This is a genomic window from Streptomyces ficellus (assembly GCF_030406405.1).
In the GTDB taxonomy this organism is placed as follows: domain Bacteria; phylum Actinomycetota; class Actinomycetes; order Streptomycetales; family Streptomycetaceae; genus Streptomyces; species Streptomyces ficellus_B.
The window spans coordinates 59,650-71,102 of record NZ_JAUEPL010000036.1 but is presented as its reverse complement, the minus strand read 5'-3'; the positions used below and the strand labels follow the sequence as shown (position 1 = coordinate 71,102).

At 71.1% G+C, this 11,453-nt stretch carries 12 protein-coding genes; 6 read left to right on the top strand and 6 right to left on the bottom strand.

What is annotated here, in order from left to right; all coding sequences use genetic code 11:
* Nucleotides 1–425 (top strand): DUF6542 domain-containing protein (locus tag QWM81_RS22035; protein ID WP_353938334.1); only part of this gene is annotated, 425 nt, incomplete at its 5' end.
* A gap of 30 nt (nt 426–455) precedes the next feature.
* Here the strand turns inward: QWM81_RS22035 and ppgK are convergent.
* Together ppgK and QWM81_RS22025 are read right to left on the bottom strand one after the other, a co-directional pair.
* Nucleotides 456–1,196 (bottom strand): polyphosphate--glucose phosphotransferase, encoded by a 741-nt coding sequence (gene ppgK, locus QWM81_RS22030; RefSeq protein WP_290113973.1) that lies wholly within the window; start codon nt 1,194–1,196, stop codon nt 456–458.
* Between the two features lie 42 nt (nt 1,197–1,238).
* Complete coding sequence (locus QWM81_RS22025) at nt 1,239–2,237, bottom strand: 4-hydroxy-3-methylbut-2-enyl diphosphate reductase (protein WP_290113972.1); 999 nt, start codon at nt 2,235–2,237, stop codon at nt 1,239–1,241.
* A gap of 364 nt (nt 2,238–2,601) precedes the next feature.
* Between QWM81_RS22025 and xseA the strand changes: the two genes are divergently transcribed.
* The 3 genes from xseA to QWM81_RS22010 all read left to right on the top strand — a co-directional run bounded on the left by xseA (nt 2,602) and on the right by QWM81_RS22010 (nt 4,861).
* Nucleotides 2,602–3,831, top strand: coding sequence for an exodeoxyribonuclease VII large subunit (gene xseA / locus QWM81_RS22020; RefSeq protein ID WP_290113971.1), 1,230 nt, complete (start codon nt 2,602–2,604; stop codon nt 3,829–3,831).
* A 9-nt stretch (nt 3,832–3,840) separates the two neighbouring features.
* The gene (locus tag QWM81_RS22015) at nt 3,841–4,101 is read left to right on the top strand and encodes an exodeoxyribonuclease VII small subunit (protein ID WP_290113970.1); all 261 of its coding nucleotides are present in this window, start codon (nt 3,841–3,843) and stop codon (nt 4,099–4,101) included.
* 169 nt (nt 4,102–4,270) lie between these two features.
* Entirely contained in the window at nt 4,271–4,861 is a 591-nt protein-coding gene (locus QWM81_RS22010) for a malonic semialdehyde reductase (RefSeq protein ID WP_290113969.1), read from the top strand.
* A gap of 90 nt (nt 4,862–4,951) precedes the next feature.
* Here QWM81_RS22010 and QWM81_RS22005 read toward each other — a convergent pair whose 3' ends face one another.
* Nucleotides 4,952–5,476, bottom strand: coding sequence for a DUF4245 domain-containing protein (locus QWM81_RS22005; protein ID WP_290113968.1), 525 nt, complete (start codon nt 5,474–5,476; stop codon nt 4,952–4,954).
* 129 nt (nt 5,477–5,605) lie between these two features.
* On the opposite strand from QWM81_RS22005, the gene glpX reads away from it, so the two are divergent.
* On the top strand, nt 5,606–6,637 hold the full coding sequence (glpX, locus tag QWM81_RS22000) for a class II fructose-bisphosphatase (protein WP_290113967.1): 1,032 nt from the start codon (nt 5,606–5,608) through the stop codon (nt 6,635–6,637).
* Between the two features lie 82 nt (nt 6,638–6,719).
* On the opposite strand, the gene QWM81_RS21995 is transcribed toward glpX, so the two are convergent.
* Both QWM81_RS21995 and QWM81_RS21990 read right to left on the bottom strand, forming a co-directional pair.
* Nucleotides 6,720–7,094 carry a WhiB family transcriptional regulator gene (locus QWM81_RS21995; protein ID WP_290113966.1) on the bottom strand — a complete coding sequence of 125 codons (375 nt, stop codon included), beginning with the start codon at nt 7,092–7,094 and terminating at the stop codon, nt 6,720–6,722.
* A gap of 135 nt (nt 7,095–7,229) precedes the next feature.
* The gene (locus QWM81_RS21990; protein ID WP_290113964.1) at nt 7,230–7,889 is read right to left on the bottom strand and encodes a DUF1707 SHOCT-like domain-containing protein; all 660 of its coding nucleotides are present in this window, start codon (nt 7,887–7,889) and stop codon (nt 7,230–7,232) included.
* 189 nt (nt 7,890–8,078) lie between these two features.
* Between QWM81_RS21990 and QWM81_RS21985 the strand changes: the two genes are divergently transcribed.
* Nucleotides 8,079–9,770, top strand: coding sequence for a fumarate hydratase (locus QWM81_RS21985; RefSeq protein ID WP_290113962.1), 1,692 nt, complete (start codon nt 8,079–8,081; stop codon nt 9,768–9,770).
* A 53-nt stretch (nt 9,771–9,823) separates the two neighbouring features.
* On the opposite strand, the gene QWM81_RS21980 is transcribed toward QWM81_RS21985, so the two are convergent.
* Nucleotides 9,824–11,353, bottom strand: a complete 1,530-nt coding sequence (locus QWM81_RS21980) for a ricin-type beta-trefoil lectin domain protein (protein WP_290113958.1) — start codon at nt 11,351–11,353, stop codon at nt 9,824–9,826.
* Between the last annotated feature and the right edge of the window lie 100 nt (nt 11,354–11,453).

Genomic DNA, 11,453 nt, shown 5'->3' with positions numbered 1-11,453 from the left:
AGGACGGTCAGGGTGGCGGTCAGCCGCATGACGTCGTCACCCGGTTCGCCCTTGGTGATGACCACGGTGAGTTCGCCGTGCGGCGCGCCCTGGGCTTCCTTGGTGAGGCCCTTCCAGGTGCCGAGGATTACGGGCTGCTCTTCCTGCCCGTCAGCGCGCTGACCGCGCTGTGGGTGCGGGGGGCCGACCTTGTCACCGCGCCGATCAGCGTGCCGATCGCCTTCGCCGTCGGGGTCGTACCGATCGCCGGCGGCACCGGCGGGTTCGGCGGCCGCACCATGGCCGTGGTCACCGCGCTCGCCGTGCACGCCGGCTGGCTGTACGGCGGCACGCTGGTGGCGGGCCTGATCACCTCCGTACGCAAGGTACGGCTGATGGGGCGGCGGCAGCGGGCCGCGGCCGCCGCCCGGGCGACCCAGCGCTGACGCCCCGCGGCGGGGTGCCGGCGCGGGGCGTCAGCGCGCCCCGGCGGCCATCGCCGCGCCCACGATCCCCGCGTTGTTCTGCAGCTCCGCCGGGGCGATCTCGGCACGGACGCCCTTGATCAGCGGCAGGAACTTCTCCGCCTTGCGGCTCACCCCGCCGCCGATGATGAAGAGCTCCGGCGAGAACAGCATCTCGACATGGGCCAGGTACTTCTGCACCCGCTGGGCCCACTCCTCCCAGCTCAGGTCCTTGTCGTCCTTGACCTTCGTCGAGGCCCGCTTCTCCGCCTCGTGGCCGTCCAGCTCCAGGTGGCCCAGCTCCGTGTTGGGCACCAGCCGGCCGTCGGTGAACAGCGCGCTCCCGATGCCCGTACCGAAGGTCAGCATGATCACCGTGCCCTTGCGGCCGCGCCCCGCACCGAAGGTCATCTCGGCGATCCCGGCCGCGTCGGCGTCATTGAGGACGGTGATGGGCATGCCGCTCAGCCGCTCGCCGAGCAGCGCGGCCGCGTCGACGCCGATCCAGCTCTTGTCGACATTCGCGGCCGTACGGATGGTGGAGCCGGTGACGACACCGGGGAAGGTGACGCCGACCGGGCCCGACCAGCCGAAGTGGGCCACGACCTCGGCGACGCAGCCGGCGACGTCGTCCGGCGTCGAGGGCTGCGGGGTCAGTACCTTGTGGCGGGGCTCGGCCAGATCGCCGCGTTCGAGGTCCACGGGAGCGCCCTTGATCCCCGACCCGCCGATGTCCACTCCGAAGACGTTCATGGACCCAACGTTACGGGGCGGCGCTGACAGTCACCGCGACAGTCACTGCTTTTCGCTGAGAGCGGCGGCCTCCGCGCGCAGGTCCCGGCGCAGTTCCTTGGGCAGCGAGAAGGTGATCGACTCCTCGGCCGCCTTCACGATCTCCACGTCCTCGAAACCGCGCCGCGCCAGCCACTCCAGGACGCCCTCGACCAGGACGTCGGGGACGGAGGCGCCGGAGGTGACGCCGACCGTGGACACGCCCTCAAGCCACGCCTCGTCGATCTCCTCGGCGAAGTCGACCAGGTGGGCGTCCTTCGCGCCCGCGCCGAGGGCCACCTCCACCAGCCGGACCGAGTTGGAGGAGTTCTTCGAGCCGACCACGATGACCAGGTCGGCGTCGGCGCCCATCTGCTTGACGGCGATCTGGCGGTTCTGCGTGGCGTAGCAGATGTCGTCGCTCGGCGGGGAGATCAGCTTCGGGAACTTCTCCTTCAGCTTGTCGACCGTCTCCATCGTCTCGTCGACCGAGAGGGTGGTCTGGGAGAGCCAGACGACCTTCGACTCGTCCCGTACGGTGACGTTCTCGACGTCGTCCGGGCCGTCGACCAGCGTGATGTGGTCCGGGGCCTCGCCGGAGGTGCCGATGACCTCCTCATGCCCCTCGTGGCCGATCAGGAGGATGTCGAAGTCCTCGCTCGCGAACCGGACCGCCTCCTTGTGGACCTTGGTGACCAGCGGGCAGGTCGCGTCGATCGTCGCGAGCTTGCGCTCGGCGGCCTCCTGGTGGACGGTCGGCGCCACGCCGTGCGCCGAGAACATCACGATCGAGCCCTCGGGGACCTCGGCCGTCTCGTCGACGAAGATGGCGCCCTTCTTCTCCAGGGTCTGGACGACGTACTTGTTGTGGACGATCTCGTGCCGGACGTAGATCGGGGCCCCGTACTGCTCCAGGGCCTTCTCGACGGCGATCACGGCACGGTCCACGCCCGCGCAGTAGCCACGGGGAGCGGCGAGGAGGACGCGCTTGTCGGGCGACGGGCTGGCAGGCGTAGCAGTCATGCCTCCCATCGTAGGGCGTGCCGGAGAGCCGGAAGATCGGCCAGGTGGCTGAGACTGGTGGCTGGGACTGAAGGCACGGCGCGGCAGCACCGCGCGGCGGACCACCCGGTGCCGGTGGTGGACGTCGGTGCGCTGACGACGTTCGTCCTGCCCCACGCGCGCGTGGGGAGCGGTTCGCGGTACGGAGGGCTGGTTCGGGCACGCCGCCGCACCGGCCCAAGCACGTGGTCCCGAGGTGTGGTCTGCCCCCCGGCCCGCCGGGGAGGGTGGCCGCTTCGCGCGGCGAGGGCTCGGTGGCGGGGGCGTGCCGGTGCGCGGCGGCGGGGGCCCGGGGTTGTCGGTGGGGGCGCGTACGCTCGCTCGCATGGGTCTCAATACGTCTGCCGAAGCTCCCCTGCCCGTCGGTGAGGTGTCGCGGCTCATCGGGGGCTGGATCGACCGGCTCGGGGCCGTCTGGGTGGAGGGCCAGATCACGCAGCTGTCGCGGCGACCGGGCGCCGGGGTCGTGTTCATGACGCTGCGGGATCCGTCGTACGACATCTCCGTGAGCGTCACCTGCTTCCGGCAGGTCTTCGAGGCGGTCGCGGACGTGGTCTCCGAGGGGGCGCGGGTCGTGGTGTGCGCCAAGCCCGAGTGGTACGCGCCGCGCGGGCAGCTGTCGCTGCGGGCGACGGAGATAAGGCCGGTCGGGATCGGGGAGCTGCTCGCCCGGCTGGAGACGCTGAAGCGGGCCCTGGGCGCGGAGGGGCTGTTCGCGCCCGCCCGCAAGAAGCCGGTGCCGTTCCTGCCGCAGCTGATCGGCCTGGTGTGCGGCCGCGCGTCGGCGGCCGAGCGGGACGTCCTGGAGGTCGCACGGCGGCGCTGGCCGGCCGTGCGGTTCGAGGTGCGCAACGTCGCCGTGCAGGGCGTCCACGCCGTGCCCCAGGTGATCCAGGCCGTCAAGGAGCTGGACGAGCTGGCGGACGTGGACGTGATCATCGTGGCCCGCGGCGGCGGCAGCGTGGAGGACCTGCTGCCGTTCTCGGACGAGCAGCTCGTACGGGCGGTCGCCGACTGCCGTACGCCCGTGGTGTCGGCGATCGGGCACGAACCGGACTCGCCGCTGCTGGACCTCGTGGCGGACCTGCGGGCCTCCACGCCGACCGACGCGGCCAAGAAGGTCGTCCCGGACGTGGGCGAGGAGCTGGACCGGGTCCAGTCGCTGCGCGACCGCGCGCTGCGTACGGTGCGGGGCCTGCTGGACCGGGAGGAGCGCGGCCTCGCGCACGCGCTGGCCCGGCCCGTGATGGAGCACCCGCAGCGGATGGTGGACGAGCGGGAGGCGGAGGTGGACGCGCTGCTGGCGCGCAGCCGCCGGGTCCTCGGCCATCTGCTGGACCGGGCGGACTCCGAGCTGTCGCACACCCGCGCGCGCGTGGTGGCGCTCTCCCCGGCGGCGACGCTGGAGCGGGGTTACGCGGTGCTGCAACGGGCGGACGGGACGGTGGTCCGGTCGCCGGAGGACGTGTCGCCGGACGAGGAGCTGCGGGCCCGGGTGGCGGAGGGCGAGTTCACGGTGCGCGTGGACGCCGGCGGTGTCGTACCCCGCCCTTAGGCTGGGCGCATGGCAGCCAATACGACGGACGCGGTGACGAACGCGGCGACGGCCGATGAGACGGCGATCGGGTACGAGCAGGCGCGCGACGAGCTGATCGAGGTCGTGCGCCGGCTGGAGGCGGGCGGTACGACGCTGGAGGAGTCGCTGGCCCTGTGGGAGCGGGGCGAGGAACTGGCCAAGGTGTGCCGCCGCTGGCTGGAGGGCGCCCGCGCCCGCCTGGACGCGGCGCTGGCCGAACCGGGCCCCGAGGCCGGCCGGGAGCCCTGACCCGGGCGGCGGGCGGCGGGCGGCGCCGTAGGGCGGGGGTCCGGCAGGCAGGTGGAGGTGCCTGCTGTGAGACGGATCACCGGGCCACCGATTTAGTTGAAACTTCACCAATCACGAGCGTACGGTGGTGCATATCGCTTGATCCTTTGCACCTCCGAAAGGCAGCAGCATGTCCCTCGCCCTTGACCCCGCCGCCCAGGACCTTCTCTTCCGTGAGGCCCGCACCGCCAACACCTTCACCGACGAGCCGGTCACCGAGGAGCAGGTCCAGGCGATCTACGACCTGGTCAAGTACGGCCCCACGGCCTTCAACCAGTCCCCGCTGCGCATCGTCCTGGTCCGCTCCGCCGAGGCCCGCGAGCGCCTGATCCCGCACATGGCGGAGGGCAACCAGGCCAAGACCGCCGCTGCCCCGCTGGTCGCGATCCTCGCCGCGGACAACGAGTTCCACCAGGAGCTGCCGCAGCTGTTCCCGCACTTCCCGCAGGCCAAGGACGTGTTCTTCGCCGAGCGCCCGGTCCGCGAGCAGGCCGCCGGCCTGAACGCCGCCCTCCAGGCCGCGTACTTCATCGTGGGCGTCCGCGCCGCCGGCCTGGCCGCCGGTCCGATGACGGGCTTCGACTTCGCCGGCGTACAGAAGGAATTCCTCGACGGCGACCACACCCCGCTGATGATCGTCAACATCGGCAAGCCGGGCGACGACGCCTGGTTCCCGCGCAGCCCGCGGCTTGCGTACGACGAGGTCATCACCACCGTCTGAGGTCATCACCACGTCTGACCGGCCCCCGGGTCACCCGAGACCGACGGCCCCGGCACCATCCCCCCTGGTGCCCGGGGCCGTCTTCGTTCCTCAGGCCTTCTCCGGCCGCAGCGCGGTCGCCATGCGCACCAGCTGCTCGTGCGTCGCCGTACCGGTCACAACCGTGGTAACGCCCTTGTCGCGCAGCACCAGCGCGTCGTACTTGGGGCCCTCCCAGCGCTGCCACGTCCTGCCCGCCAGCTGCTGCCTGCGGCCCGTGTCCGACGCCTGGTGGGTCACCTCGGCGATGTACTTCTCCGCCGGCGCCGTCGACTGCTCCACCGCCACGTACTGCCGGTCGGGGGTCAGGAAGCCCAGGTGCCAGGCGTCGCCGTCCTGGCGGTCGTAGTCGACCGACGTCGGCTTCCAGCCCTCGGCCAGCCCCTCGGGCGCCAGGACCGGGTACGGCGCCGCGCGCTGGGCCGTCACCAGTTCGACCCGGTAGTCGACCGGCTTGATCGGGTCGGCCGTGTCGTCGTGCGGGATGAAGAGATACATCACGCCCGCGGCCACGCCGATGACCGCCATCGACTGGAACATCCCACGCACTGTCTGCTTGCCACGCATACCTGCCACGCCCCTATGGTCGCATCAGGGTGGCCTGCTCATACGTGGGCCCCTCTGCTCAATATGTCGACCTACCGATAGAGTCGCAGCACCCTCTTCACCACTTGCGGCCGTCGCCGTACAGAAAGGTGCGTACCGATGACCGACAATCATCTGCCGTCCGAGCTCGAGGTCTCGCCCGAGGCCCCCGACCGCAACCTCGCCCTCGAACTGGTCCGGGTCACCGAGGCCGCCGCCATGGCCGCCGGCCGCTGGGTCGGCCGGGGGGACAAGAACGGCGCCGACGGCGCGGCCGTACGGGCCATGCGTACGCTCGTGTCCACCGTGTCGATGAACGGCGTCGTCGTCATCGGTGAGGGCGAGAAGGACGAAGCCCCGATGCTGTTCAACGGCGAGCGGGTCGGCGACGGGACCGGGGCCGAGTGCGACATCGCCGTGGACCCGATCGACGGCACCACGCTCACCGCCAAGGGCATGCCGAACGCCATCGCCGTGCTGGCGGCGGCCGACCGCGGCAGCATGTTCGACCCGTCCGCGGTCTTCTACATGGACAAGCTGGTCACCGGCCCGGAGGCGGCCGACTTCGTCGACATCGACGCCCCGGTGTCGGTGAACATCCGCCGTGTCGCCAAGGCCAAGCACTCCTCGCCCGAGGACGTCACCGTCGTCATCCTCGACCGCCCGCGCCACGAGGGCATCGTCCGGGAGATCCGCGAGACGGGCGCACGGATCAAGTTCATCTCGGACGGCGATGTGGCCGGTTCGATCATGGCCGTGCGCGAGGGCACCGGTGTGGACCTGCTGATGGGCATCGGCGGCACGCCCGAGGGCATCATCAGCGCCTGCGCCATCAAGTGCCTGGGCGGTGTCATCCAGGGCAAGCTGTGGCCCAAGGACGACGAGGAGCGGCAGCGCGCGCTCGACGCGGGCCACGACCTGGACCGGGTGCTGTCGACCAACGACCTGGTCAGCGGCGACAACGTGTTCTTCGTCGCGACCGGCATCACGGACGGCGAGCTGCTGCGCGGCGTGCGCTACCGCGCCGAGACGGCGACGACCTCGTCGCTCGTGATGCGCTCGAAGTCGGGCACGATCCGGCAGATCGACTCCACGCACCGGCTGTCGAAGCTGCGCGCGTACAGCCAGATCGACTTCGACCGGGCCAAGTAGGCACGCACGGCGGTACGAAGAGGGGCGCCCCCATGTGCGGTGGGGGCGCCCCTTCCCGTACGGGCAGGCCGGGCGGTGGCCGTCAGCCCGCCGCGGCGATCTGCCGGCCCGTCGAGGCGGCCTTCTTCAGTTCCACCTCGCGCCGCCGGCGCCGCGCGAGCACGACACGGCGCTCGGCCGCGGTCAGGCCGCCCCACACGCCGTACGGCTCGGGCTGGAGCAGCGCGTGCTCCCGGCACTCGACCATGACCGGGCAGCGGGCGCAGACCCGCTTGGCGGCCTCCTCGCGCGCCAGCCGGGCGGCCGTGGGCTCTTTGGACGGGGCGAAGAACAGGCCGGCTTCGTCCCGGCGGCACACCGCCTCCGTGTGCCACGGCCCGGCCTCATCCTCTCGCGCGGGAAGGCGCGGGGCAGGGACGGCGGCGACCTGGAGGGGCTGATGCGGCAGTTGCAGCACGGTCTACTCCTGACGACGGCTTCGCGAGCGAGAGACGATGCAGCAAGCCCTACCCGCTGTGCGCGCGCCTATGCACTGCGTGGCGCTCGGGTCCAAGGGGCGGAACGCCGGCGGTCCCGAATCAGCCGTGAGTCCTCAATGCCCAAGGTGGTGACGGAGTTTGCCGTGGAGGTCGGCGATGCGCTTGCCCCGCTTCGGCCTCGCCTCGACGTTGCCGAAGACCGCGTAGCCGTTGATGACGACGACCGGGGCCTCGGGGTCGGTGGCCTCCAGGTTGACCACCTCGAAGTTGCCGAAGACGCCGCTGCCGCTGCCGCGCAGCGTGATGTTCTCGGGCACGCGGACCTCGACGCTGCCGAAGACGGACGTCGCGTTGATGGTGGTCAGGCGCTGTGTGAAGAGGGCCTCGGTGAGGTCGATCTCGACGCTGCCGAAGAGCGAGAAGGCGGTGGTGCGCCGCCCGATGCGCCAGCGGCCCCTGCGGGTCGAGCTGGAGAAGACGGCGACCAGCTTGTCGGTGGGGCCGCCGGGCTCGTCCGGCCCGTAGGTGTACCGCCGCGGCGCCGGCTCACCGGCGGGGCGGGTGGCGGGCAGGTCCCGTACGACGGGTTCGAGCTCGCCGACGGTCTTGGCGCGGTAGACGGCGTCGATCCGTTCCGCGTGCTCCTCGGCGTCGATCCGCCCCTCGGCCAGGGCCTCCCGGAGGATGTCCGCGATCCGGTCCCGGTCCGCGTCCGAGGCCCGCATGGCTGCGGCGGGCGGGGTCGGCTGCTGCGGCTGCTTTTCGAGGTCCACGGATTCAGCGTAGCGAAACGCGATAGATCGCGACCAGGGGGCGCGACGGCGTCACCCCGCCGCGTTGGCGTACGGGCGCCGGGAACTGAGCCTTACCTCACAGGTTCGGGCCGGTCAGGGCGTTCTACGCTTGTGAGCGCGCCGCCAATGGAGGCGGCGCCGCTGTCCGCCGAGTGAGGAATGGCCGCAATGCCCCCTGTCTCCCGCCCGCCCAACCCTGCGTTCGCGTACTCCGATCTGCTCCCCCTTGGAGACGACACCACGCCCTACCGCCTGGTGACCGCAGAGGGTGTCTCCACCTTCGAGGCCGACGGCCGTACGTTCCTCAAGGTCGAGCCGGAGGCGCTGCGCAAGCTCGCCGAAGAGGCCATCCACGACATCCAGCACTACCTGCGCCCCGCGCACCTCGCGCAGCTGCGCAAGATCATCGACGACCCGGAGGCGTCGGGCAACGACAAGTTCGTCGCACTCGACCTGCTGAAGAACGCCAACATCGCGGCCGCCGGCGTGCTGCCCATGTGCCAGGACACCGGCACGGCGATCGTCATGGGCAAGCGCGGCCAGAACGTCCTCACCGAGGGCGGCGACGAGGAAGCCCTCTCGCGGGGCATCTACGACGCGTACACCAAGCTCAACCTGCGCTACTCGCAGATGGCTCCGCTCACCATGTGGGAGGAGAAGAACACCGGCTCCAACCTCCCCGCCCAGATCGAGCTGTACGCGACGGACGGCGGCGCGTACAAGTTCCTGTTCATGGCGAAGGGCGGCGGCTCCGCCAACAAGTCGTTCCTGTACCAGGAGACGAAGGCGGTCCTCAACGAGGCCTCCATGATGACGTTCCTGGAGGAGAAGATCCGCTCGCTGGGCACGGCCGCCTGCCCGCCGTACCACCTGGCGATCGTCGTCGGCGGCACGTCGGCCGAGTACGCGCTGAAGACCGCGAAGTACGCCTCCGCGCACTACCTGGACGAGCTGCCGGAGGAGGGCTCGGTCCTCGGGCACGGCTTCCGTGACAAGGAGCTGGAGGAGAAGGTCTTCGAGCTGACGCAGAAGATCGGCATCGGCGCGCAGTTCGGCGGCAAGTACTTCTGCCACGACGTGCGCGTGGTGCGCCTGCCCCGGCACGGCGCGTCCTGCCCGGTGGCGATCGCCGTGTCGTGCTCGGCCGACCGCCAGGCCGTCGCGAAGATCACGGCCGAGGGCGTCTTCCTGGAGCAGCTGGAGACGGACCCGGCGCGCTTCCTCCCCGACACGACGGACGAGCAGCTGGCGGAGGAGGGGGACGTCGTCAGGATCGACCTCAACCAGCCGATGGACGACATCCTCGCCGAGCTGTCGAAGTACCCGGTCAAGACCCGGCTGTCGCTGACCGGCCCCCTCGTCGTGGCGCGCGACATCGCGCACGCCAAGATCAAGGAGCGGCTGGACGCGGGCGAGGACATGCCGCGGTACCTGAAGGACCACCCGGTGTACTACGCCGGTCCCGCCAAGACGCCGGAGGGGTACGCCTCCGGGTCGTTCGGGCCGACCACGGCCGGGCGCATGGACAGTTACGTGGAGCAGTTCCAGGCGGCGGGCGGCTCGAAGGTGATGCTGGCGAAGGGCAACCGGAGCAAGCAGGTCACGGACGCGTGCGCCGCGCACGGCGGCTTCTACCTGGGCTCGATCGGCGGCCCGGCGGCGCGGCTCGCGCAGGACTGCATCAAGAAGGTCGAGGTCGTGGAGTACGAGGAGCTCGGCATGGAGGCGGTCTGGAAGATCGAGGTCGAGGACTTCCCGGCGTTCATCGTGGTGGACGACAAGGGCAACGACTTCTTCCAGGACCCGGCGCCCGCCCCGACGTTCACGTCGATTCCGGTACGGGGGCCGGGACTGGCGTAAGACGGGTGGTTACGGGCCCGGCCGCCGTCACGGTGGCCGGGCCCGCGCGCGTGTCAGGCGAAGCGCTGGCCCGCCGAGCCGTCGCACGGCTGGAGCCGCAGCGGGTCCTTCGCCGCGCCCAGCGTCAGGCACAGCGACGTGGCCGCGGCCGGGCGGAGCGTCGCGCCCTGGCGTACGAACCGCTGGTTGGCGGCGCCCGAGCAGTTCCAGAGGATCAGGGCCTTGCCCGTCTGGTAGGAGGCGCCGGGGACGTCCAGGCAGCGGTCGTGGGTGAGCTCGGTCCGGACGGACTGGTGGGCGGCGTCGTACCACCAGTTCTGGTTGCGGCCCCCGTGGCAGTCCCAGCCGCCGACCGCCGTGCCGTTGCGCGTGACCGACGCCGGGACGTCGAGGCACGTGCCGGTGGCCTCGTTGCGCAGCGGCCTGAAGAGGTCGTCCCACGCGCCCGGCAGCAGCACCGGCCTGCCCGTGGACGCCGGGTCGGCGCAACTCGCCTCGCGTACGCCCGCGTTGTAGAGCTGGGTCAGGCAGGAGGCGAAGGCGGCGTGGCCGGCGCCGTTGGGGTGGAAGGACTGGCGGACGGAGTTCTCGTCCGGCATACCGGGCTTGGACAGGTCGATGTAGAGCCCGCGCGCCCACGCGCTGTCCATGCAGACCTCGTGGCCGTGGAACAGCCGGGAGTTGTCCAGGTACACGGCGCCGGTGCTGGCCGCCGCCCGCCGCATGCCGCGCTCGAAGGCGGGTACGGCGGTGTTGCGGCCCCAGACGGTGTCGGAGTCGTACCCGAGGCCGCCGCAGGCGACCTTGCCGGGGAAGTCGGGATTGTCCGGGAAGTCGGGGCCGATCGGGCTCGGGTAACCCATGACGACCAGCTTGTAGTCGCCGTCGGCGTACCCGGCGTCGCGCATCACGGTGCGCAGGTCGCGGACGGTCTGCTCGACCTTGGGGACGAGGCCGTCGACGCGGGCCTGCCAGCCGGGGGCGTACTTGGGCTCGCACGGGCCCTGGAAGGTCAGGTAGCGGGTGACGCAGTCGGTCATCACCGGCCCGAACTGGAGATCGTCGTTGGCGCCGGCCACCAGCAGCACCATCCTGATACGGGTGTTGCGGGCCTTGATGGCGAGGTTGTCGCTCTGGACGAGCTCGTCGGCGTACTGCTTGCTGCCGCCGATGCGGATGTTGCCCGTGGAAGCGCCGGAGCAGGAGACGTTGTAGGTGACGTCGGCGGGGATGCCGGTGCGGTGGATGGCGGCGTCGGGCGAGCGGTGGCACCAGTTGTCGGGGCCGTTGGTGGGAGGCTCGTACGTACCGACGCCCTCGCCGGATATCTCGCTGTCGCCGAGCGAGATCAGGCCGGTCTTGCGCTCGGCGAGCGGCCGCTCGGCGGGACTGCCGTACAGCGCCGTGGCCTCGGCCGCGCGGATTCGCTCCAGTTCGGGAGAGAGTGGTACGGATGTGGTTGTACGCGTAGTTTCGGCAGCCGCGTTCGCGGGTGACGTGGCGGCCGTCAGCCCGGCGAGCGCCGCGGCGAACGCGGTCGCGGCCGCGACGGGTCCTCGCCACCTGGTTCTGGTGCGCGTCATTGCGCCTCCTGGAAGTGGGGTTACCCACGGTTTTTACTGGCCGGTAGGCGTGTTGGGAATACGCGGAACAAGACAAGTGCTCACCTTTTTCAGGAGGTTG

What these genes read in the sequence shown, in the direction of transcription:
- ppgK (WP_290113973.1), bottom strand. Translation starts at nt 1,196, where the DNA reads ATGAACGTCTTCGGAGTGGACATCGGCGGGTCGGGGATCAAGGGCGCT.
- QWM81_RS22025 (WP_290113972.1), bottom strand. Translation starts at nt 2,237, where the DNA reads ATGACTGCTACGCCTGCCAGCCCGTCGCCCGACAAGCGCGTCCTCCTC.
- xseA (WP_290113971.1), top strand. Translation starts at nt 2,602, where the DNA reads ATGGGTCTCAATACGTCTGCCGAAGCTCCCCTGCCCGTCGGTGAGGTG.
- QWM81_RS22015 (WP_290113970.1), top strand. Translation starts at nt 3,841, where the DNA reads ATGGCAGCCAATACGACGGACGCGGTGACGAACGCGGCGACGGCCGAT.
- QWM81_RS22010 (WP_290113969.1), top strand. Translation starts at nt 4,271, where the DNA reads ATGTCCCTCGCCCTTGACCCCGCCGCCCAGGACCTTCTCTTCCGTGAG.
- glpX (WP_290113967.1), top strand. Translation starts at nt 5,606, where the DNA reads ATGACCGACAATCATCTGCCGTCCGAGCTCGAGGTCTCGCCCGAGGCC.
- QWM81_RS21985 (WP_290113962.1), top strand. Translation starts at nt 8,079, where the DNA reads ATGCCCCCTGTCTCCCGCCCGCCCAACCCTGCGTTCGCGTACTCCGAT.
- QWM81_RS21980 (WP_290113958.1), bottom strand. Translation starts at nt 11,353, where the DNA reads ATGACGCGCACCAGAACCAGGTGGCGAGGACCCGTCGCGGCCGCGACC.